This window comes from Xanthomonas sp. NCPPB 3569 (assembly GCF_041475645.2).
Classification (GTDB): Bacteria; Pseudomonadota; Gammaproteobacteria; order Xanthomonadales; family Xanthomonadaceae; genus Xanthomonas; species Xanthomonas phaseoli.
In genome coordinates this window covers 3,492,185-3,513,227 of the sequence record NZ_CM192969.1, presented here as the reverse complement: position 1 = coordinate 3,513,227, position 21,043 = coordinate 3,492,185, and the positions used below count along the sequence as shown (strand labels likewise).

General features: G+C 65.5%; 18 protein-coding genes and 1 pseudogene. 12 read left to right on the top strand and 7 right to left on the bottom strand.

Going from position 1 to position 21,043, the window contains the following annotated elements:
* Window position 1: 1 nt before the first annotated feature.
* The 5 genes from mdtD to ACCQ03_RS15325 all read right to left on the bottom strand — a co-directional run bounded on the left by mdtD (window position 2) and on the right by ACCQ03_RS15325 (window position 5,071).
* Complete coding sequence (gene mdtD / locus ACCQ03_RS15345) at window positions 2-1,423, bottom strand: multidrug transporter subunit MdtD (RefSeq protein ID WP_039583691.1); 1,422 nt, start codon at window positions 1,421-1,423, stop codon at window positions 2-4.
* Between the two features lie 365 nt (window positions 1,424-1,788).
* On the bottom strand, window positions 1,789-2,853 hold the full coding sequence (gene hemE / locus ACCQ03_RS15340) for a uroporphyrinogen decarboxylase (RefSeq protein ID WP_017157843.1): 1,065 nt from the start codon (window positions 2,851-2,853) through the stop codon (window positions 1,789-1,791).
* Between the two features lie 14 nt (window positions 2,854-2,867).
* Complete coding sequence (locus ACCQ03_RS15335; RefSeq protein WP_209225887.1) at window positions 2,868-3,122, bottom strand: WGR domain-containing protein; 255 nt, start codon at window positions 3,120-3,122, stop codon at window positions 2,868-2,870.
* A 297-nt stretch (window positions 3,123-3,419) separates the two neighbouring features.
* Window positions 3,420-4,532, bottom strand: a complete 1,113-nt coding sequence (gene aroB / locus ACCQ03_RS15330) for a 3-dehydroquinate synthase (protein ID WP_209225889.1) — start codon at window positions 4,530-4,532, stop codon at window positions 3,420-3,422.
* Complete coding sequence (locus tag ACCQ03_RS15325) at window positions 4,529-5,071, bottom strand: shikimate kinase (RefSeq protein WP_057686964.1); 543 nt, start codon at window positions 5,069-5,071, stop codon at window positions 4,529-4,531. The genes aroB and ACCQ03_RS15325 overlap by 4 nt, the downstream gene beginning before the upstream one ends.
* 168 nt (window positions 5,072-5,239) lie before the next feature.
* On the opposite strand from ACCQ03_RS15325, the gene pdxH reads away from it, so the two are divergent.
* The 8 genes from pdxH (at window position 5,240) to ACCQ03_RS15285 (ending at window position 11,192) form a co-directional block, all read left to right on the top strand.
* Window positions 5,240-5,839: a pyridoxamine 5'-phosphate oxidase gene (pdxH, locus tag ACCQ03_RS15320; protein ID WP_017157840.1), complete on the top strand. Its 600-nt coding sequence runs from the start codon at window positions 5,240-5,242 to the stop codon at window positions 5,837-5,839.
* A gap of 178 nt (window positions 5,840-6,017) precedes the next feature.
* Window positions 6,018-6,434, top strand: a complete 417-nt coding sequence (locus tag ACCQ03_RS15315) for a YjfI family protein (RefSeq protein WP_007965635.1) — start codon at window positions 6,018-6,020, stop codon at window positions 6,432-6,434.
* Window positions 6,435-6,446: 12 nt separating this feature from the next.
* Window positions 6,447-7,220 (top strand): PspA/IM30 family protein, encoded by a 774-nt coding sequence (locus ACCQ03_RS15310; protein WP_017158982.1) that lies wholly within the window; start codon window positions 6,447-6,449, stop codon window positions 7,218-7,220.
* A 25-nt stretch (window positions 7,221-7,245) separates the two neighbouring features.
* The gene (locus ACCQ03_RS15305; protein WP_057678730.1) at window positions 7,246-8,325 is read left to right on the top strand and encodes a potassium channel family protein; all 1,080 of its coding nucleotides are present in this window, start codon (window positions 7,246-7,248) and stop codon (window positions 8,323-8,325) included.
* On the top strand, window positions 8,322-8,999 hold the full coding sequence (locus tag ACCQ03_RS15300) for a YjfK family protein (protein ID WP_039572232.1): 678 nt from the start codon (window positions 8,322-8,324) through the stop codon (window positions 8,997-8,999). The genes ACCQ03_RS15305 and ACCQ03_RS15300 overlap by 4 nt, the downstream gene beginning before the upstream one ends.
* 35 nt (window positions 9,000-9,034) lie before the next feature.
* Window positions 9,035-9,439 (top strand): DUF350 domain-containing protein, encoded by a 405-nt coding sequence (locus ACCQ03_RS15295; RefSeq protein WP_057678732.1) that lies wholly within the window; start codon window positions 9,035-9,037, stop codon window positions 9,437-9,439.
* Between the two features lie 12 nt (window positions 9,440-9,451).
* Window positions 9,452-10,024, top strand: a complete 573-nt coding sequence (locus ACCQ03_RS15290; protein ID WP_057678733.1) for a DUF1190 domain-containing protein — start codon at window positions 9,452-9,454, stop codon at window positions 10,022-10,024.
* Between the two features lies 1 nt (window position 10,025).
* Entirely contained in the window at window positions 10,026-11,192 is a 1,167-nt protein-coding gene (locus ACCQ03_RS15285; protein WP_209225892.1) for a glutathionylspermidine synthase family protein, read from the top strand.
* A 565-nt stretch (window positions 11,193-11,757) separates the two neighbouring features.
* On the opposite strand, the gene ACCQ03_RS15280 is transcribed toward ACCQ03_RS15285, so the two are convergent.
* Window positions 11,758-13,131, bottom strand: a complete 1,374-nt coding sequence (locus tag ACCQ03_RS15280) for an MFS transporter (protein WP_057678735.1) — start codon at window positions 13,129-13,131, stop codon at window positions 11,758-11,760.
* A 99-nt stretch (window positions 13,132-13,230) separates the two neighbouring features.
* On the opposite strand from ACCQ03_RS15280, the gene soxR reads away from it, so the two are divergent.
* The 3 genes and pseudogenes from soxR to ACCQ03_RS15265 all read left to right on the top strand — a co-directional run bounded on the left by soxR (window position 13,231) and on the right by ACCQ03_RS15265 (window position 19,957).
* Window positions 13,231-13,677, top strand: a complete 447-nt coding sequence (soxR, locus tag ACCQ03_RS15275; RefSeq protein WP_057678736.1) for a redox-sensitive transcriptional activator SoxR — start codon at window positions 13,231-13,233, stop codon at window positions 13,675-13,677.
* 215 nt (window positions 13,678-13,892) lie between these two features.
* Window positions 13,893-15,902, top strand: coding sequence for a M1 family metallopeptidase (locus ACCQ03_RS15270; RefSeq protein WP_209225894.1), 2,010 nt, complete (start codon window positions 13,893-13,895; stop codon window positions 15,900-15,902).
* Window positions 15,903-16,937: 1,035 nt separating this feature from the next.
* Window positions 16,938-19,957 (top strand): annotated as a pseudogene (locus ACCQ03_RS15265) (TonB-dependent receptor).
* A gap of 1 nt (window position 19,958) precedes the next feature.
* On the opposite strand, the gene ACCQ03_RS15260 reads toward ACCQ03_RS15265, so the two are convergent.
* The gene (locus ACCQ03_RS15260) at window positions 19,959-20,201 is read right to left on the bottom strand and encodes a hypothetical protein (RefSeq protein WP_057664081.1); all 243 of its coding nucleotides are present in this window, start codon (window positions 20,199-20,201) and stop codon (window positions 19,959-19,961) included.
* An 81-nt stretch (window positions 20,202-20,282) separates the two neighbouring features.
* Between ACCQ03_RS15260 and ACCQ03_RS15255 the strand changes: the two genes are divergently transcribed.
* Window positions 20,283-21,041 carry a SapC family protein gene (locus ACCQ03_RS15255; RefSeq protein WP_057664084.1) on the top strand — a complete coding sequence of 253 codons (759 nt, stop codon included), beginning with the start codon at window positions 20,283-20,285 and terminating at the stop codon, window positions 21,039-21,041.
* The last annotated feature ends 2 nt before the right edge of the window (window positions 21,042-21,043 follow it).

Here is a 21,043-nt window from a genome sequence, read left to right as displayed (position 1 = left end):
CCTATTCGGCAACCGCTTCCACTTCCTTGGGGTGCGGCCGCGTCTCGGCTAGCTGCCAGAAGATCAACGTCGACGACAAGGTGATGCCGCCCACGCACAGGAAGGTGGCATGCAAGGCGGCGGTAGCGCCATGCGTATCGCCCAGATGGGTATTGAATGCCGCCAACAGACTGCCCGCTGCCGCAGCGCCGAAACCGGTGGCCAGCATCATCACCATCGACAGCAGACTGTTGCCGGGGCTGGCCTGGTCGCGGTCCAGGTCGCGCAGGGTCACGGTGTTCATGACCGTAAACTGCAGTGAGTTCACCGCGCCGAAGCAGGCCAGTTGCACCAGGCGCAGCCACAGCGGCTGGCCGATATCGATGAGCGCAAAGCTGGCCATGGCCACGCCGACCAGCACGGTGTTGAGCATCAGCACGCGCCGATAGCCGAAGCGTCCCACCAGCTTGACCGCCGCGCGTTTGGCGGCCATGCCGGCCAGTGCCACCGGCACCATCATCAGCCCGGCATTCATCGGGCTCATGCCCAGGCCCACCTGCAACAGCAACGGAATCAAGAACGGCATCGAGCCGCTGCCCACGCGTGCGAACAGGTTGCCCAGAATGCCGATGCGGTAGCTCGCTACCTTGAACAGCGCCAGCGGAAACAGCGCGTTGGGGGTGTTGCCCGCATGCAGCCAGTAGCCGGCCAGTGCAGCCAGTCCGCCGATGGCCAGCAACATAACGAACGCATGGCGCAGGCCGAGTTCCGAGATGCCATCCAGCGCCAGCGACAAGGCCACCATGCCGAACGCCAGCATCAGGTAGCCGACCAGGTCGAAGCGCTTGCGTGCATCGCCATAGTGGTCGGGCATGATCTTCAGCGCGGCAATAAATCCGAGTACCCCGATCGGCAGGTTGATCAGGAACACCCAGTGCCACGAGGCGACTTCGACCAGCCAGCCGCCCAGGGTCGGGCCGATCAGCGGGCCGATCAAGGCAGGAATCGCGATGAAGCTCATCGCGCGCAGGAAGTCTGCGCGCGCCACCGTCTTGAGCACCGCCAGACGCCCGACCGGCAGCAGCATCGCGCCGCCGATGCCTTGCACCACGCGTGCGGCCACCAACTGCGGCAGGTGCTGCGCGGCTGCGCACAGCAGCGAGCCCAAGGTGAACACGATGATCGCGGCGAGGAAGGTGCGCCGCGTACCGAAGCGGTCCGCGATCCAGCCCGAGGCGGGGATGAACATCGCCACCGCCAGCGCATAACTGAAGACCACCGACTGCATCTGCAGCGGGCTTTCGCGCAGGCTGCGCGCCATCGACGGCAACGCCGTGTTGACGATGGTCGCATCCAGCATCTGCATGAAGATTGCCAGCGACACCAGCCACAGCAGCGGCTTGATGCTGGCGTAGGCGCGCAAGGCGGGGACGGGCTGAGACATGGGGGCTTGGCCGGGGGAACGCTGCATTATCGCTTCCCTGCTGTGCACGGCGCGGAACGCTGTGTGCGACGCCCTGCATGCGTGTGTTGCCGGCGAGCGCTGTGATGAAGCCAGGCCCGCCGCGCGCGCTCAACGAGGTCGCGTTATCGCACTGGCTGGTTGGGCGCAGGTGTGAAGCGCGCGACGCGCTTCATGGCCCAGCGCCTCCAGCACCGGTAATCCGGGAGGCGAAGTGAATCTGCAGATCCGGCGGATCGATTCAGTGGCGCAGGACAGGACGCAGCAATGCCAAGGTGCGCACAGGCACAGGCACAGGCGCGAGCACAGGCCGGGTCTGTGTAACCCGGCTCGCTCGACGCGGCGGCTTAGCGCTTGCTCAGGCTCTGCACCGCGTCCACCAACACGCCCACATGCTCTGGATTCATATCCGGCGACATGCCATGGCCGAGGTTGAAGACGTGGCCTTCGCGTGAGCCGCCGTTGCCTTGCGCGTAGCTGTCCAGGGTCTTGGCAACTTCGCTCCGGATCGCTTCGGGCGAGCCGTACAGGGTGGCCGGGTCGAGATTGCCCTGCAGGGCAACGCGGCCGCCCGCCCGTTGGGCGGCGTCAGCCAGCGAGATGGTCCAGTCCACGCCCACGGCTTCGGCGCCGCTGGCGGCCAGATCCGCCACGTAGGCGCCATTGCCCTTGCCGAACAGCACCAGCGGGGTGCGCTCGGCCCCGGTGCCGCGTTCCAGTTCACGCGCGATGCGGGTGAGGTAGGGCAGCGAGAATTCGCGGTACATCGCCGGCGAGAGCACACCGCCCCAGGTATCGAACACCTGCAGCGCCTGTGCGCCTGCAGCGCGTTGTGCCGCCAAGTAGGCGATCACCGCGTCGGTGACGGTGCCGAGCAGGTGATGCAGCAGCTCTGGCGCATTGAAGGCCATGGCCTTGATGCGCGCGTATTCCTTGCTGCCGCCGCCTTCGATCATGTAGCAGGCCAGCGTCCACGGGCTGCCGGAGAAGCCGATCAAGGGCACGGAACCATCCAGTTCGCGGCGAATCACCCGCACCGCATCCATCACGTAGCGCAGCTCGGTCTCCATGTCCGGCACGCCCAGGCGGTGGATTGCCGCGGCATCGCGCACCGGGTGGCGGAACTTGGGGCCTTCGCCTTCGACGAAATACAGCTCCAGGCCCATCGCATCGGGAATGGTCAGGATGTCGGAGAACAGGATGGCCGCATCCAGCGGAAAGCGCTGCAGCGGCTGCAGGGTCACTTCGCAGGCGATGTCCGGATTCTTGGCCATGCCGAGGAAGCTGCCGGCGCGTGCGCGGGTGGCGCGGTATTCCGGCAAATAGCGGCCGGCCTGGCGCATCAACCACACAGGGGTGCGGTCCACGGGCTGACGGTTGAGCGCGCGCAGCAGGCGATCGTTCTTGAGCATGGGAAAGTGTGTCCTCAGCGCGGCGCGTCGTCGGCGCCGCCGGTGATGAGTTGGAAACCGCGTTTGAGTTGGGTGTCGCGCGCCTTGTCGAAGGCGCGGTCCGCTTCATCCTGTTGCAGGTACTGGCCGCGTCGCAGCTGCGTGCGTCCGCCGATCTCGCCGGTTTCGCGCAGCAGTTCCCAGCCACCGAACAGATCCGGTTGCAGGGTCAGCTGGACGTAGCGGAGCGGCGCGTTACCGCCGGGATCGTGTTGTAGAAGGATGCGCATGCGGCCGATTGTAGCCGGGCGCTGCTGAAGGCTGAGAGCAGTCGCGCGTCCGGGGGTTCTGGTTGCGATAAGGCGCTTGGTTGGGCGTCCGCGCTTGCCGGAGCGCTCCCGAGCGAGGTTCAGACCGCCGGTGCAGACGGGGGCAGGCAGTGCGTAGGAGCGCACCTGGGCGCGATAGGGATTATCGGCAAGGCCCCATCGCGCCCGGGGGGGCGCTCCTACAAATAGTGAGCGTCGTGGCGATCGACGGCAGCTGGTTGCGGGCGTCCGGCGTTCCGTGCCTTCGGCCGGCTGGCCTTATCCCGCCAGGATCTCCAGTACTGCGGCCTCTTCCACGTCCGGAACGACCTCGGCCTTGCCGATGCCGCGCCACAACACCAGGCGCAGGCGGCCGGCGATGTTTTTCTTGTCCAGGCGCATGCGCGCGAGCAGGGCCTGGGGGGACAGGCCCTGCGGGATCTCGGTGGGCAGATCGAAGTCGTGCAGCAGCGCGCGCAAGGCTTCGGTGTCCTGTGGATCGCTCATGCCCAGCGCGGCCGACAGGCGCGCCGCCAGCACCATGCCCACCGCGACGGCCTCGCCATGGTTGAGGTTGTCGTTGCCGGGCGCACCGTAGCCTTGCTCGGTTTCGATCGCGTGACCGAAGGTGTGGCCCAGATTGAGCAGCGCGCGCTCGCCTTTTTCCAGCGGGTCGCGCGCCACGATCTCGGCCTTGTGCTCGCAACTGCGGGCAATGGCCTGCGCCAATGCCGCCGGGTCGCTGTCCAGCAGTGCGTGACGCTCGGCATGCAGCCACTGGAAGAACAGCGGGTCTCGGATGGCGCCGTACTTGATCACCTCGGCCAGGCCGGCGCGCAGTTCGCGTGCGGGCAGGGTGCGCAAGGTGTCGAGGTCGGCGATCACCGCGCGCGGCGGATGGAAGGCGCCGACCAGGTTCTTGCCCTGCGGGATGTCCACCGCGGTCTTGCCGCCGACCGACGAATCCACCATCGCCAGCAGGCTGGTAGGAAGCTGCACGCAGTCCACGCCGCGCATCCAGCACGCCGCCGCAAAGCCGGCCAGGTCGCCGACCACGCCGCCGCCCAGCGCGAACACGCAGGCGTCGCGGGTGGCACCGAGTTCGGCCAGTGCGGTGATCGCAGAGCCAAAGGTCTCCAAGGTTTTGGAGGCTTCGCCGGCGGCAATGACCAATTCGCCGACCTGCAGGTCCGGCCGCGCGTTCAACAAGGCGGCGCGTACGCCGGCCGCGTAATGCGGAGCCACCTGCGAGTCGCTGAGCAGCAGCGCGTGGCGGCCGCGCACGTGGCTGGCCAGGCGCGCACCGTCGGCCAGCAGGCCCGGGGCGATGGTGATGGTGTAAGGCTGCGCGCCGTCGACATCGACGCTGCGCGAGGAACGGGGAAGTGTCATGCGGGGGCACTCGACATGCGCCATTGCGCGGCCAGGCGCAGCACCAGCTGCGCGGTGGCCTCGGCGGGGGAAAGATGATCGGTTTCCAGGCTGAGATCGGCGACCTGGCGGTAGAGCGGCGTGCGGTGCGCGGCCATCGCGTGCAGCACCTGCTCGCGGTCGGCGCGTTGCAGCAGCGGGCGATTGCGGTCGCGCGCCAGCCGCGTCAGCTGCGCCGGCACGCTGACATGCAGGTACACCACGAACCCACGCGCGCAGATGCGCTCGCGGTTACGCGGATCCAGCACCGCACCGCCGCCGGTGGAGATCAGTTTGTTGTCCTGTTCCAGCAGCGCCTGCAGGGTCTCGGTCTCGTGCTGTCGAAACCTGGCTTCGCCATGCTGCTCGAAGATGGCCGGGATGCTGCTGCCCACCTGTTCGACGATGGCCTGGTCCACATCGACGAATTCCAGCCCGAAGCGCTCGGCCAGGCGGCGGCCGATGCAGCTTTTTCCGGCGCCCATCGGGCCGACCATCACGAGATTGGGTGCGGGGTTCATGCGCAGGGATCCTAGCATTCACGCCATCGGGCCGGGCCGATGGCACGGTGTACTGGCTGTCTACAGCCACACCAACTCCGCGCCGTTTCGGCAATTCGATCGCGGTGCATAGGCGAAGCGCGGGCGATGCGCCCACAATAGGCGTCCATCTGGCTGCCACGCACCGTCATGACCGATCTGTACGCAGAAGCCCTTGCCACCTTCGCAGCGCTGTATGCCGAGGCGCAGAACAGCGCCGAACCCGAAGCCAGCGCGATGACCGTGGCCACCGCCAACGTGGATGGCCGGCCGAGCGCGCGTACCGTGTTGCTCAAGGCCTTCGATGCGCGCGGGTTCGTGTTCTACACCCATCTGGACAGCGCAAAGGGCCGCGACCTGCAGACCCACCCGCAGGCGGCGCTGCTGTTCCTGTGGCGCAGCCTGCGCGAAGCCGGCATCCAGGTGCGCATCGAAGGCGGCGTGCAGCTGGTGAGCGCGGACGAATCCGATGCCTACTTCGCCTCGCGCCCGCGTATGAGCCAGATCGGCGCATGGGCCTCGCGGCAGTCGCAGACGCTGGGTTCGCGCGAAGAGTTCGATGCGGCCATTGCCAAGGTCGAAGCGACGTTCGAAGGGCGCCAGGTGCCGCGCCCGGATGGCTGGGGCGGATTCCGGGTGGTGCCGCAGGCGTTCGAGTTCTGGTACGGCGCCAAGTTCCGCCTGCACGAGCGCTGGCGCTACGAGGCCGACGCGGCCAGCCATTGGAGCAAGCGGATGCTGTATCCGTGAGGCAGCTGGCCGGCGTGGGCGACAAGCCAGCTGAACGGGCGGTTTGCGCGCCTGCCGCGCGCCTGACCAGCTGACTTTCGGCCCTTTCTGCCGGTCATGGGCAGTCTGTAGTATGTCCGGTCGCTGCAGGACGTTCGCTGCATCACCACCACGGCATGACCAAAGGACAGGACATCGTATGACGCAGTATACCACCGTCGAATTGCACGGCCTGCTGGCCGAGCGCTACCGTGGCCAGCCAATCCAGGTCGAACTGATCGACGGCCTGGAGCCGGCCATCAATCTCACCCTGGCCGACCACGGCGACATGCAGATCCAGGTTGCCGCTTCCGGCTCGCAGGTTTTCGTGTCCACGCTGCTGGCCCATGCCGAGCACGTCAACGACCGTGCCGCATTCAACGACGCCTGCCTGCGCCTGAATCCGCTCAACCCCTTGTCCAACCTGGGCCTGGTCCAGGTCGACGGCAAGGACCGTTACGTGGTGTTTGGCGAACTGTCGGCCTCCTCGACGCTCGACCAGATCGACGAAGAAATCCAGACCCTGGCGGCCAATACGTTGGATGCCGCCGAATCTCTCAAGCCGTTCTTTTCCTAAAGGCGTGTTGTCATGAGTATCTTTTCCAAGCTGATCACGCTGCTGCGTGGTACCGCACACGAAACCGGCCAGAAGGCCGTCGACGCCAATGCGCTGCGCATCCTGGACCAGGAAATGCGCGATGCCGGCGCCCAGCTCACGCGCTCGCGCGAAGAGCTCACCAAGCTGATGGCGCAGAGCAAGCTGGCCCAGCAGAAGATCGACGCACGCGCCGGCAAGATGGCCGAATACACGCGCTACATCGAAGGCGCGCTGGCCAAGAACGACGAAGCGCTGGCACACGACGTGGCGGTCAAGCTGGCCGCGCTGGAAAGCGAGGATGCCGGCGACAAGGCCTCCAAGGCTGCGCTGGACCAGTCGGTGGTGACGCTCAAGGCCACCATCCAGAAGACCGAGAACCAGCTGCGTGGCATGCGCCAGCAGATCGATACGGTCAAGGCCACCGACGCGGTGCAGAAGGCGCAGGCCGCCATCGCCGCGCGTCATTCCGGTGCCAGCAGCAAGATGGGCTCGGCGCTGGAATCGCTGGAGCGCATCAAGGCGCGCCAGGCCGAAACCTCCGCGCGCATCGAATCGGCCGAAGAACTCGAAGCGTCCAGCGGCGATGGCGATCTCAATCGGCGCCTGGCTGCCGCTGGCCTGATGGAAGGCGAATCCAACGCCGCTGCGGTGCTGGCACGCTTCAAGAAGCCAGCTGCGCAGCTGGGTCACGAGAATGCCGGCGGCAGCGCGCCGCTGATTGGCCAGGTACGCGACGTGCAGCAGGTTCCGCGCAGCGACAGCTGATCCATCGCACGGCACAGGATGCGCCATGATCATCGTTGGACGGCTGTTGCAGGTATTGCGGCGCCACGTGCGCCGCGTCAGCTGGGGCACAGTGGCGCTGGCACTGCTGGCGCACATGGGGCTGAGCTGGTTGCTGCTGCTGTGGGCTGGCGAGCACAAGCTCGTCGGCCTGGACGCATTTCCGTACTACTACATGACCACGGCCACCACCATCGGCTACGGCGACCTGTCGCCGGGTTCGGTGGCCGGGCGCTATATCGCCGCGTTCGTGTTGATGCCGGGTGCGGTGGCGTTGTTCGCCACGGTGCTGGCCAAGACCAGCGGCGTGCTCATCACTTTCTGGAGGCGCCACCACATGGGCAAGATGGCCTATGCAGACCTGCGCGGGCACACCATTCTGATCGGCTGGCAGGGCGCGGCCTCCACGCGCCTGCTGGAATTGCTGCTGTCCGACACCGCCACCGATGACGAAGGCGTGGTGCTGATCGCCGAGGGCGTGGCGGAAAATCCGATGCCCGACCACATGCGCTTCATTGCTGCCGAGTCGTACACGCATACCGAGGTGTACCTGCGTGCCGGCATTGCCGGCGCGGCGCGGGTGATCGTCAACCCGCCCTCCGACGACCAGACCCTGGCGGCGGTGTTCGCGTTGATGGCGAATGCGCCGGCCGCGCATATCGTGGCGCACTTCGATTCGGCCAGCGCGGCGCGCTTGGTCAACTGCCATTACCCCGCCATCGAGTGCACGCGTCCGATGACGGCCGAGATCCTGGCACGTGCGGCGCAGGATCCGGGCAGCGCGGCGATCACCGCCGAGCTGCTGTCGGTCGACGATGGCCCCACCCAATTCAGTCTTGCAGTACCTGCGAATGTGCAACCGCTGGAATACAGCCGGCTTGCGGCCGATTTCGGTGAGCGCGGCGCATTGCTGCTGGGCCTGCGTGCGCCCGATGGCGCGTTGCGCTTGAACCCGCCAGCACGCACCGCTGTCGCCGCCGGTGCCATGCTGTATTACCTGGCCGAGCAGCGCGTGCCGGCGCACGCCATCGCCTGGCAGGCCATGCGCAGCGAGGCTCCCATTTCCCCATCGCCACAAGGTGTCTGACGATGAGTTTTTTCAGCAAGTTGTTCGGTCAACCGCAACCGCCGCCGCTGCCCGCTTCCGGAAGTGGCGCGATCGGTCACACGCTGCCCCTGGGGCTGCGTGTCGGTGGCCAGGTGGAGATCGACACCACCCTGTACCGCATGGCACCGGAGGCCATGACCGCCGAGTTGCCGGGCGGGCATCAGGGCATTCCCTGCTACGGTCATGTCAATCTGGGCGATGGCTATGCGCTGCACCGGTTCTACCTGGACGACGATGCGTTCCTGCAGGTCACCACCGTGGGCGGCGATCTGGAAGCGATGAAGGCCTTCGTGTATTGCGAGACGGTGAACCCGCCCAGCAAGCAGGCGTTTCAGGAGTTCGTGATGCAGCACCCGCACCTGGGCGCGGCGCAGATCGAGTACGCCGGCAAACAATGGCAGCGCGCCACCCAGTCCACCGATGACGCGTCGCGGATTCCGCCGATCGCCTACGACGAAGTGTTGTACCGCTACCAGCCGCCACGCCGCGATGGCGATCTGACCCATTACGCCATGCTCTACAGCCGCGATGTGCCGGAGCTGCAGCGCGAAGAATTCCTGCTGGTGACCGGCGAAGATTCCGGCCCCAACGAATTCTGCGTCACCTATGCGGTCGGTATCGATGTCACCGTTGCCGACCTGGATATCACCTGAGCGCGCACGCGTCTTCCACCCACCTTGGTCCTGTCATGAATCCGATCAACCTGCAGAGTTTTCTCGCGTTTCTTTCCTATTTCGGTACCGGCCTGGGTGTGTTGGTCGTCTCGGTGGTGCTGGTGACCCTGGTCACTCCGCACAAGGATTTCACCTTGCTGCGGCAAGGCAATGTGGCAGCGGCCACCGCGCTGGCCGGCAACCTGATCGGCGTGGCGCTGCCGCTGCATTCGGCCATTACCCATTCGGTGAGCCTGGTCGACGCGCTGATCTGGGGCCTGGTGGCCTGCGGCATCCAGGTGGTGGCCTATCTGCTGGCCAATCTGGTGGCCGGGCGCATCTCGCGGCAGATCACCGACAACATCACCGCCGCCGGTATTTTTTCGGCCGGCGTGTCGATCGCGGTGGGGCTGATCAATGCCGCCGCGATCACGCCGTAACGGAGCGCAGGCATGAAGCGATCACGCAATCTCAAACTCACCTTGATGGCTGCGCTGCCGGCCGCCTTCGTCACCGGCTGCGGCTCGGAGCCGGAGACCGGCGTGGTGCTGCAGTCGGCTTCGGACTGTTACCAGATCAAGCAGGAACAGTCCGATATCCAGCAATGCCTCAAGGCCTACGACGAGGCGGTGGCCAAGCATCAGCAGGCCGCGCCGCGCTTCACCACGCGCTACGAGTGCGATGAACAGTTCGGCAGCTGTACGGCGATCACCAACCCGCAGGGGCAGCAGAGCTGGATCCCGCCGATGGGCGGGTTTCTGTTGGGGTATGCGCTGGGCAACATAAGCGGCGGCGGGTATCGCTATGGCGGCTCGATTCCGCTGTACCGCGATTACCGCAGTGGCGGTTACTACAAGCCCAACGGCGATCTGGCCAGCAACCGCATCGGCACCGTGCGTGGGCGCAGCGGCGCCATCGACATGCCCACGCGCGCCATCACCGTGTCGCGTTCGGGCTTCGGTTCCAGCGCGGCGGCGCGCAGTTCGTTCGGCAGCGGCGGGCGCAGCTCGGGCTTCGGCGGCTGACATGCAACGCATTCTGATCCCCGAACGCGCGGACTGGCGCGCGCAGGCCGAATCGCTGGGCTTCCACTTCCACACCATCGACGGCGAGCCGTATTGGGACGAAAGCGCCTACTACGCGTTTTCGCTGCGTCAGATCGAAGACGACATCGAAGCGCCGACGCAAGCGTTGCACGACATGGCGATGCAATTGGTGGACGAGGTGGTGAACTCGGAAGCGCTGCTGACCCGGCTGGCCATCCCGCCGTTCTATTGGGACTGGATCGCCAACTCCTGGAAAGAGCGCGACCCGCATCTGTATGGGCGCATGGACCTGGCGTATTCGGGCGATGGCCCGGCCAAGTTGTACGAACTCAATTACGACACGCCGACCTCGCTCTACGAATCGGCGTATTTCCAATGGCTATGGCTGGAACAGCAGATCGCCAGCGGTGCACTGCCCAAGGGCACCGATCAGTACAACCTGATCCAGGACCTGCTGTGCGAAACCCTGGGCGCGTTGGCGGTGGATGGCGCGATCGGCGCGCAGATGCATTTTGCGGCGGTGCGCGATTCGCTGGAAGATCGCGCTACGGTGCGTTACCTGCGCGACTGTGCGCATCAGGTGGGCATCAGCACCGAGGAAGTGGCCATCGAAGATATCGGCCTGAGCGCCGAAGGCTGGTTCACCGACGAACACGATCGGGTGATCCACACGCTGTTCAAGCTCTATCCGCTGGAATTCATGATGGAAGAGCGCTTCGGACCGGCATTGATTGCCGACCGGGTGCGCCTGATCGAGCCGGCATGGAAATCGGTGTTGAGCAACAAGGGCATCCTGCCGTTGCTGTGGGACCGCCATCAGGGGCACCCAAATCTGCTGCCTGCCCGCTTTGCGCAAGCCGGCGAGGCGCCAACCGTAGGCTGGGTACGCAAGCCGCTGCTCTCGCGCGAGGGCGCCAATATCGCGCTGGTGACGGCGCAAGGCGAGGCCGCGCAGACCGATGGCCCGTACGTGGACGGCCCGGCGATTTTGCAGGCGCATCACCCGCTGCCGGTGTTCGACGGGCGGCATGCGTTGGTGGGCAGCTGGGTCGTCGCCGATCGCCCTGCCGGACTGGGCATGCGCGACGACGATGGCCCGATCACCCGCGACACCTCGCGCTTCGTGCCGCACGTCATCACTGATTGAGGTGTAGGAGGAGTGCATCGCCATTGCGAAGTGGCGGTGCCGCCGATCGGCGTCTGGCGTCCTTTGCGGCGCACCTGCAGACGGGTGTGGGGAGCGATGCCCAGGTGGTGCCGGCGGCGACAGCGGCAGTACGCTGGCCTCGCGGGTCGCGCATGACATATGCGCCAGCGCCGCGCAAGGCCTCAGGCGCATGCAAAGCGACGCATCTTTTCCACACCCCCCGTGGATGGAAGTTGCACAAGGCTGTGGACAAGTGCGCGCAGGCCCCGGCCCGCAATGCTGTCAAGATGGGTGGCGAAAAAATGACCACCCGTTTGCGGAGAACTTTTTTCGTGTGTGGGTCCATGCGATCCCGGCAGGATCGGCAAAGTGGTCGCGCTGGCATCGCCGTGGTACCAGGCCGGCATCGAGCGACGCCTCGACATGTGGTGAACCTGGTGATCACGTCGGTCGTTCCGACCAGCTGAGCCTTAGAGCTCATTGGCGTGCTGCCATCGACCGGCCACGTTGCCCGGGCAATCGCGGTGCGGCCTCACGCCGATGCCGCGTCGCTGCCGCGGACGCATCACACCCGTCGCGCTACAAAAAAGCTCGCCACCGCCAGCAACCACGCCAACGCGAACACGCTCAGGTAGGCGGCACGCGTGGCCGATGTCAGCAGCGCAGCGAACAAGGCACCCGCGAGCGCCAGCATGGCCGCCACCGCGATGGCTTCACTCAGTTGCAAGGCAGAGCTGTTGGCGCCTTGCTGCGCCGGTGGCGATAGCGACAACAGCACCACCGACAGGCTGGGATACAGCAGGCCCATGCCCAGGCCGGTCAGCGCCCACCCGGCAATGGCCAACGGCACGGGAATCGCCGGCCACACCGCGCCCGCGCTGATCGCAATGCCCAGCGTCATCAATAGCGCGCCGCTCTTGAGCAGGCGGGCACGCGACCAACCGACGCGGCTGTGGCCCTGGTACCACGAACCACCAAACCAGCCCAACGCACCCACGCTCAGTGCCACGCCGGCCAGCAGCGGCGAAAGCCCGCGTTCGCGCGACAGCAGCAGCGGCAAAAACGCCTCAAAGCCAAAGAAGGCGGCCGCCGCAATGCCGCGCAGCGCGATCACGCTCGGCAACCCGCGCGCCAGCCGCAGCGTGCCAGCCGGCAGCAGGCGCCACGCACAATACGCGGTGAGCAACACGGCCGGCAGCATGGCGCCCGGCGCCAGCCTGCCGTGCAGTTGCCCGCCCAGATACACGCCAAGCACGCCCACCGCCGCGCCGATCGCCCACCCCATCGAGGCGGTGGGCGCGTCGGAACTGCCGCGTGTCCAGCTCTGCCCGCGCAGCGCCGGCCACAGCATCGACCCAGCCGGAATCGCCAGGAGCGGCACCGACAAAAATACCCAGCGCCAGCCCAGCTGCTGCACGATCAGTCCGCTGATGCCCGGGCCGATCAACGACGGCACCACCCAGCCGGCCGAAAACGCGGCAAACACGCGCGGGCGCAAGACCTCCGGATACAGCCGCCCCACGATGACGTACAAGGCCACCGAATAGGCGCCGGCCCCCAAGCCCTGCAGCAAGCGACCGGCGATCAACATCGGCATGCTCGGTGCCAGGCCGGCGACCAGCAGGCCGACCACAAAGCACAGCAGGCCGGCCGCCAATGCACCGCCAGGGCCGGCGCGGTCGCTCCAGCGCCCGGCCGCCGTCATCCCGATCACGCTGGTGGCCAGCGTGCCGCCGAATGCCAACGCGTACAGCGGCAGGCCGTTCAACTCGCGCGCCACCGTCGGCATGGCGGCGGCAACCGCCAACGACTCGAACGCGTTGAGCGACACCAGCGCCACCATGCCCAGCGTCGCCGCGCGGTAGGGCGCGGCCAGGATGGAGATGGGCTGCGTTTGGGTGGACAGCGCTGCGGCAGTGATCGGTCTTTCGGTCGGCATCGAACATCCAGGAACGAAACGTGTGTAGAGGCGTGACCGGTACTTGCACCGGTGAAGGCCGCGCAGCATCCTGCCTCAACCTAGGTTGAGGTCAAGGCAATGCAACGTGAGTTGTCCGTGGGCGAGGTCGCCAAGCGCAGTGGTGTTGCGGTGTCGGCGCTGCACTTCTACGAGCGCAAGGGGTTGATCAGCAGCCTGCGCACCGCCGGCAACCAGCGTCGTTATGCGCGCGATGTATTGCGGCGCATCGCGGTGATTCGCGTGGCGCAGCGACTGGGCGTGCCGCTGCAGCAGGTGCTCGATGCCTTCTCGGTGTTGCCGGATCAACGCACGCCCACGCGTGCGGAGTGGGCGCGCATGTCGGCGCGCTGGCGGGGCCAGCTGGACGCGCGCATCGACGAACTACAGGCCTTGCGCGATCAGCTCACCGATTGCATCGGCTGCGGCTGCCTGTCGCTGCGCCGCTGCCGCCTGAGCAATCCGGACGATGCCCTGGGCCACGGTGGCGAGGGGGCGTTGCGGTTAGGTGGTCTGAGGGCGGAGTAAGTCCGCCTGGCCAGCCGTCCCGTCGCACCGGGCCGTGCAGGGGAGGGCCGGCGGAGCGCGGACGATCTGCGCGTGCGGTGCGTGGCCGGCTCCATCAAGGCAGCCAGTGGCGGCCACCTCCGAAACCTCAGGCAGCCGCAACCGGGACCAATGGCATTGCCGCGCGCGACACTCTGCGCCGTAGGATGGGAATCCCCTCCGCCGCAGGATTTCGCATGACCCCCACCGTGCGCCGATCACTCACCGTTGCATTGTCTCTGGCCTGCGTCACTGCGCCGGCGCTTGCCGCTGCCGCGCCCGCCAGCGCCGCCACGGCCGCCACGCCTGCTCCGGCCAGCGTGTTCGATCCGCTGGCCTTGTTCGCGCCCCTGCAATTGCCCGACGCTCCCAATGCCTATCGCAGCGGCAGCGGTGTACCTGGCCCGGCGTTCTGGCAAAACCGCGCCGACTACGACCTCAGCGCCAGCATCGACCCGGCAACGCATTCCCTCAGCGGCGAGGCCGCCATCACCTACACCAACCACAGCCCCGACACGCTGGACGTGCTGTGGCTGCAACTGGACCAGAACATCTACCGCGCCGACGCGCGCGCTGCCGCCAGCCGGCCGCTCAGGCGCAAAGAGTTCACCGATGGCATGCAGATCGCCAGCGTCGAGATCGATCAAGGCGGGCGCCGCCAGTCAGCGCACTTCATCGTCGACGACACCCGCATGCGGGTGGATCTGCCGCAACCGCTGGCCGGGCAGGGCAAGGCGCTCACCGTGCATATTCGCTATCGCTACACGATCCCCGGCACCTGGGGCGGGCGCACCGCAGTGAGTGCCAGCAAGCAAGGCGAGATCTACGAGATTGCGCAGTGGTACCCGCGCATGGCGGTGTACGACGATCTGCGTGGCTGGGACACGCAACCCTACCTGGGATCGGAGTTCTACCTGGAGTACGGCAATTTCGACTACGCAGTGACCGTGCCGGAGGGCTTTCTGGTCGCCGGCTCCGGTGCGCTGACCAATCCCCAGGACGTACTCAGCCGCACCGAACAGCAACGCCTGGAGCAAGCCAGCGGAAGCGACCGCACCGTGTTGATCCGCACGCCTGCCGAGGTAACCGCACGTGCGGCCAAGCCGGCGGGCAAGGGCACGCAGACCTGGCGCTTCCACATGGACCACACCCGCGATGTCGCATTTGCCGCATCGCCGGCGTTCGTCTGGGACGCGGCGCGCATCAGTCTGCCGGGCGGCAAGCACGCGCTTGCGATGTCGGTGTACCCGGTGGAAGGTGTGGGCGCAGACAAGTGGAACCGCTCGACCGAATACGTCAAAGGCGCCATCGAGCATTTTTCGCAGTGGTATCCGTACCCGTGGCCAGCCGCGATCAACCTGGGTGGTTATGGAGCCGGCATGGAATATCCCGGCATCGTCTTCGATGGTTTCGAAGACGGCGGCAAGGACTTGTTCTGGATCACCGCACACGAAATCGGCCACACCTGGTTCCCGATGATTGTCGGCTCCAACGAGCGCCGGCATGCGTTCATGGATGAAGGCTTCAACACCTTCATCGACGTGTATGCATCGGATGCGTTCAACAAGGGGGAATATGCGCCCAAGCGCGATTCGGAATACGCGCCCAAAGGCGGCAACCCGGTCGACGAAATCCTGCCGCTACTGGCCGACACCCATGCGCCCACGCTGATGGACAACGCCGATTCCACCAGCGAGACCTATCGCCATCCGCTGACCTACTTCAAGGGCGCGTTGGGGCTGGTGCTGTTGCGCGAGCAGATCCTGGGTCCGGCACGCTTCGATCCTGCGTTTCGCAAATACATCGCCACCTGGGCTTACAAGCATCCCACGCCGTCGGACTTTTTTCGGCTGATGGAAAGCGAAAGTGGCGAAGATCTGTCCTGGTGGTGGCGCGGCTGGTATCTCAACAACTGGCAGCTGGACATGGGCATCACCGAAGCGCATTACGTCGACCACGATCCTGCCAAGGGCGTGCACGTCACATTGCGCAGCCGGCAGAAGCTGGTGATGCCGGTAACCGTGCGAGCGGACCTGGCCGATGGCAGCCACCTGGACCGGCGCGTGCCGGTGGAAACCTGGCTGCAGACCACCACGCCCACGCTGACGCTGCCGACCACCCAGAAGGTGCTGCACGTCACCTTGGACCCCGACCATGTGCTGCCAGATGCCGACCGCAGCGACGCGCGCGTGGACGTGACCGGCTGAGCATTGCGCGAGGCGTGGGTGCCGACGTGGCCGCAGCGCGGTCGCGTCGGTGGCTGCGTGCGGCAACCGCCGACGGGAACGGACATAATCGCCTGCGTTGACAACCCGACGAGCGCAGCAGTTGCGTGGCATCGTTCGGTAGCACACAGACGCCGCGTTTCCCGTGCGATGACGATGGTTCGCCCGACGACGACTGACGGCGTATATCAGTCGCCCAGATCAGCGCAATCGATTGCGAAGCGCGCATTGTCTTGTTCATGCGCGATGCTTGTTGCTGCATTGATACACAGGCGACGTGTAATCGGCAGGCGCCTGCAGCGTGCTGCCGTGTCCGGTGCAGCGCCGACGTCGACATGCGCAATCTAGACGCGCGGCGCTGGTCGTCATTCAAAGTTTGCGCAGTCGCCGCATCCGACTCCAGTGCGACACGTTCATTATGCAAATTTCACCATTCGACCCGACGGTTTTTGCGTAATGCCGTGATAACGCTTACAGCCCCGCCGGCATTGAAAACCGTATGCGGGCTCAAGCGACTGCGGTATCGGCTGTAACAGTGCACAGCCATCACTATGCTGCAACGCACGGTGACAAGCCCTTTATGCCCTGACTAGGCTGCGCGGCATGTTAGCGCTATCACCGGCTGACACGTCGTGCAAAGAACCTGCAACACACGCAGCATTGGCAGAGCAGCGCCGTTGCTGCGGCGGGTAGACGTGCATGCGCACACCGCAGGTCGACGATCGAAGGGGCGATCGTCAGCCTGCGTGCTAGGGGACAGATCGAGGGCAACTGACACAACGTCAAGCGGTTGTTGCGTGGCGCGTGCGGCGCGGTGAAAGGAGGGGAATGCCATCAGGGCATGTCCGATCCAGGCGCCGGCTGCGCTTGCAAGACCCATGCATGGCGTTGGATTGGTGGCTCCAGCAGTTGCAGCAGCGTTGGCCACGACCTGTCGGGCAGTGGCCACGATTCCGCCGTATCGCATGCCGCGATATCGGCCGTTGGCGGTTGGACTCCACTCCCGAGGACACATCGATGCGTCGTACGTTGAACAGCTTCAAGTCGAAGGCCATGTTCACCTTCGTTGGTGGCCTGTTGGTCATCAATCCCGCCTTTGCACAGGATGTCGCTCCGCCGCCTGCACCGGCGCCGCAATCCAGCAGCGATTCCGCCACCACCTTGGACGCCGTCAACGTGACCGGTATCCGCAACAGCCTCAACCAATCGATGGGCATCAAGCGCGATGCCGCAGGCGTGGTGGATGCGATCAGCGCCGAAGACATCGGCAAGTTTCCGGACACCAACCTGGCCGAATCACTGCAACGCATCACCGGTATTTCCATCGAACGCCGCGATGGCGAAGGCGCGCAGGTCACCGCACGCGGCTTCGGCCCGCAGTTCAACACCGTCACCCTCAACGGCCGCCTGATCCCCGGTGCCGATGCCTTCGGCGCGCCCGGCCAGACACCGATCGGCGGCGTGGATGTCGGCACGCGCGCGTTCAACTTCGCCCAGCTCGCTTCCGAAGCCATCACCGGCATCGAAGTGTTCAAGACCAGCCGCGCAACGGCGCCCAGCGGCGGGATCGGTGCGACGATCAATATCCAGACCGACAAGCCGTTCAACCACGATGGCGTGGTGGCCAATGCCGGCGCCAAGATGGTGTCCGACCGCTCTGAGCCCTTCGGCGATTCGCTCACCCCGGAAGTGTCGGGCATCTTCAGCTATACCAACCCGGACAAGACCTTCGGTATCGGCCTGAGTGCCAGCTACCAGAAGCGCCATGGCGGTTCTGTCCAAGCCACCGAAAATACCTGGAATATCCAGCGCTGGACCGGCACCGACCCGGCGCTGCGCCCGGACGCGGTGGTGACCAACGCGCCGGCGATCGGCCAGTTGTACGGCATGCCCAACGACCTGCGCTATGCGTTCGCCGATTTCCAGCGCGAACGCATGAATGGCCAGGCGGTGATGCAGTTCGCACCGACCGACAGCCTGACCCTGGATTACACCTACTCGGCCAACGAGATCCGCGAAGAGCGCGGTGAACAGGGCATCTGGCTGCAGCGCGCCAACAGCTTTACCGATCTGACCTTCGACACCGGCCAGGCCGTGGCCACGCCGGTCTATCTGCGCGATGTTCCCAATGGCGCGAAGGACTTCGGCATGGAACAACAGCGCAACGAGCAGAAGTACACGCTCGGCTCGCTGGGCTTCAATGCCGATTGGCAAGTGAGCGACCGCTTCCAGTTGAGCTTCGATGCGCACAATTCCAAGACGCAGAGCTTGCCCAACGACCCGACCACCGGCGGCAGCGCGACCTATTTCAGTTTCGCCGGCACCAACAACTGCACCAACGGGCCGTACTGCGGTGGCCAATGGGGGCAGGAATTGTGGTTCAACAATTCCTTGCCGATCGGCGCACGCACCTGGTACCCCACTGCGGCCGATTCGCTGGCAAACACCAATGGCGTGGTCAATCCCGCTTTCACCCCTGCCGAGCTCGGCTCGTCAGCGAGACCAATTCGACGCTGGGCGATTGGGGCGTGGCCAATGCGGGCAACGAGCCGGGCATGGTCGCATTGCTGCAGCCGGTGAGCATCACCGGCATGTTCAAGGATTTCAATCCCAGCGGCGCGGCCTCCAGTGCATGGCGTGGCGATGCAGATCAGCTGGCGCTGTGGGGCGGAAGCCAGTACGGCGCAACCACGCGCTACAACCCGCAATACACCGCCGACAACCGGGTGGAGGAAAAGACCCGCGCGGCCTACGTACAGTTGGAAATTGCCGGCGCCATCGCCGGGATGACCACCAATACGCGCCTGGGGCTGCGCTACGAGCGCACCGATGTGGAGTCCACCTCGCAGGTGGCCACGCCCACCGCGCTGCTGTGGCTGTCCAACAACGACTTCCAGTTGATCCGTTCCACCGACCAGCAGCCTTTCAGCGAGAAGACCAGCTATAACTACATCCTGCCCAACATGGACTTCAGCATCGATTTCACCGATTCGCTGAAAGGCCGCGCCTCGTTTGGCCAGACCATCGCACGCGCACCGTACAACAATCTCATCGCCGGGCCCACGCCCAACACGCCCAACGGCTCGATCCTGATCAACCCGTCCAACCGCGCCGGCGGCGACTCGCAGACGCCCACGCTCGATCCGTTGGAATCGGACAACCTCGATCTGGCACTGGAGTGGTATTTCGCCGATGCCAGCTATGTGTCAGCGACGTTCTGGAACAAGCGCGTGAGCAATTTCATCGGCAATACCGTTACGCGTGAATCGCTGTACGGACTGACCGACCCCACCTCCGGGCCGGATGCTCAGGCTGCGCTGGCGTTCCTGCAAAGCGGGGCCTGCGCCGCCCAGGTGGGTGCGGCCGGCAACGATGTCGCAGGCGCATGTTCGGCCAACGACACCTCGCTGTTTGCGGCCATGGCGCTGCTGCGCAATGCGGCTGCCACCGGCGGGCTGAGCGCCTACAACGGCAGTTCGGCGCAGAGCCTTGCGCTGGAGAATGCCTACGATATCGCCGGCAACGCCTCCGACCCGCTGTATCAGTTCGATGTGTCGCGGCCGATCAACCAGAACAAGGCCAACATCCACGGCTGGGAACTCGGCGGCCAGTACTTCTTCGGCAGCACCGGTTTCGGCATCTACGCCAACTACACCATCGTGGAAGGAGATGTGGCGTTCGATAACACCGTCATCGATCGCGATCAGTTTGCATTGCTCGGCCTGAGCGACACCGCCAACGTCATGCTGATGTACGAAAAGTATGGCTGGAGCGCACGCCTGGCCTGGAACTGGCGTGACGAATACCTGATCGCTGCCAACCAGGACAATGCCAACCGCAACCCGTACTACGTCGAGCCGTATCAGCAGTTCGACCTGAGCGTCAGCTACGCCTTCAACAAGCAGCTGTCGGTGGGCTTCGAGGCGATCAACCTGACCGGTGAGGACGTGCGTTGGCACGGCCGCTCGGACAAACAGATCATCCGCCTGATCGACCAGCAGCCGCGTTACACGCTGGGCGTGCGGTACGCGTTCTGAATTACCACGCGTTGTTCGTCGTAAATCCTGCGGCCGCCATCGTGTGATGGCGGCCGCAACCGGTTGTTGCGCCGTTGCTCGCGTGCGTTCTACAGCCGTGTAGTGCCGCCGTGCCCGCTCCGTCTATGGAGAGGCCGTCGGCTTGCAGTGCGAACGCATGCGTCATGCGCTGGCCTTCGTCGCGGCGCAGCGTGTTGCTGCCCTGCGGCTTGCCGGCGCACGCATTTTTGGCAATGCTCAGCATCGATAAGCGCGCGGGGAATGCGTGCGACCGAGTTTCTTCATGACTGCAGCCCTCCGCGACGGACGGCTGCTGGAGTTTTAGATGACCCGATACGCAGTGCTCAACAACGTGGCCCATCACGACCTGCGCGTGATCCTGCGCTTTGGTGCGGAATTTGGCGATGCAATCGGCGTGGTGCCGGCCTTCGTCACCGAATATGCCGAGCTGCAGCGCGAGTATCCGCTGTTCTTCCGCAAGGATCCGGCCGGAAGTGGTTACCAGCCGGTGGCGCTGCTGGGCTTTGCGCAGGATGAAAACCTGTTTCTGCAGGACGGGCGCTGGAATGCCAGCTACCTGCCGGGCATCGTTGCCAAGGGACCGTTCCTGATCGGTTTCCAGGAGCAACACGTCGATGGGGCCTTGGTACAGGAGCCGGTGATCCATGTCGACCTGGAACATCCGCGCATCAGCCGCAGCGAGGGCGAAGCGGTGTTCCTGCCGCAGGGCGGGCACAGCCCGTATCTGGAACATATCATCGGCGTGTTGCGCGGCATCCGCGATGGCGTGGACGCAGGGCAGGCGATGGCGGCCGCCTTCGACGCGCTTGGGCTGATTCAACCGGTGCGCCTGGAGGTTGCGCTGGATGCCAGCCATGCCACGCAGTTGCAGGGCTTGTTCGCCATCGACCGCGAGCGGCTTGCCGCCCTGGATGCGCACGCGCTGCAGCAGTTGCATCAGGCCGGCTATCTGGAAGGTGCCTTCCTGATGCTGGCATCGCTGCACAATGTGCGCCGGCTGATGGCCGAAAAGCAGCGCCGCCTGCAGCAGTCGCACAGCGACCCCGTTGCTGCGTACGCCTGAGC

What these genes read in the sequence shown, in the direction of transcription:
- mdtD (WP_039583691.1), bottom strand. Translation starts at nt 1,423, where the DNA reads ATGTCTCAGCCCGTCCCCGCCTTGCGCGCCTACGCCAGCATCAAGCCG.
- hemE (WP_017157843.1), bottom strand. Translation starts at nt 2,853, where the DNA reads ATGCTCAAGAACGATCGCCTGCTGCGCGCGCTCAACCGTCAGCCCGTG.
- ACCQ03_RS15335 (WP_209225887.1), bottom strand. Translation starts at nt 3,122, where the DNA reads ATGCGCATCCTTCTACAACACGATCCCGGCGGTAACGCGCCGCTCCGC.
- aroB (WP_209225889.1), bottom strand. Translation starts at nt 4,532, where the DNA reads ATGACACTTCCCCGTTCCTCGCGCAGCGTCGATGTCGACGGCGCGCAG.
- ACCQ03_RS15325 (WP_057686964.1), bottom strand. Translation starts at nt 5,071, where the DNA reads ATGAACCCCGCACCCAATCTCGTGATGGTCGGCCCGATGGGCGCCGGA.
- pdxH (WP_017157840.1), top strand. Translation starts at nt 5,240, where the DNA reads ATGACCGATCTGTACGCAGAAGCCCTTGCCACCTTCGCAGCGCTGTAT.
- ACCQ03_RS15315 (WP_007965635.1), top strand. Translation starts at nt 6,018, where the DNA reads ATGACGCAGTATACCACCGTCGAATTGCACGGCCTGCTGGCCGAGCGC.
- ACCQ03_RS15310 (WP_017158982.1), top strand. Translation starts at nt 6,447, where the DNA reads ATGAGTATCTTTTCCAAGCTGATCACGCTGCTGCGTGGTACCGCACAC.
- ACCQ03_RS15305 (WP_057678730.1), top strand. Translation starts at nt 7,246, where the DNA reads ATGATCATCGTTGGACGGCTGTTGCAGGTATTGCGGCGCCACGTGCGC.
- ACCQ03_RS15295 (WP_057678732.1), top strand. Translation starts at nt 9,035, where the DNA reads ATGAATCCGATCAACCTGCAGAGTTTTCTCGCGTTTCTTTCCTATTTC.
- ACCQ03_RS15290 (WP_057678733.1), top strand. Translation starts at nt 9,452, where the DNA reads ATGAAGCGATCACGCAATCTCAAACTCACCTTGATGGCTGCGCTGCCG.
- ACCQ03_RS15285 (WP_209225892.1), top strand. Translation starts at nt 10,026, where the DNA reads ATGCAACGCATTCTGATCCCCGAACGCGCGGACTGGCGCGCGCAGGCC.
- ACCQ03_RS15280 (WP_057678735.1), bottom strand. Translation starts at nt 13,131, where the DNA reads ATGCCGACCGAAAGACCGATCACTGCCGCAGCGCTGTCCACCCAAACG.
- soxR (WP_057678736.1), top strand. Translation starts at nt 13,231, where the DNA reads ATGCAACGTGAGTTGTCCGTGGGCGAGGTCGCCAAGCGCAGTGGTGTT.
- ACCQ03_RS15270 (WP_209225894.1), top strand. Translation starts at nt 13,893, where the DNA reads ATGACCCCCACCGTGCGCCGATCACTCACCGTTGCATTGTCTCTGGCC.
- ACCQ03_RS15260 (WP_057664081.1), bottom strand. Translation starts at nt 20,201, where the DNA reads ATGCTGAGCATTGCCAAAAATGCGTGCGCCGGCAAGCCGCAGGGCAGC.
- ACCQ03_RS15255 (WP_057664084.1), top strand. Translation starts at nt 20,283, where the DNA reads ATGACCCGATACGCAGTGCTCAACAACGTGGCCCATCACGACCTGCGC.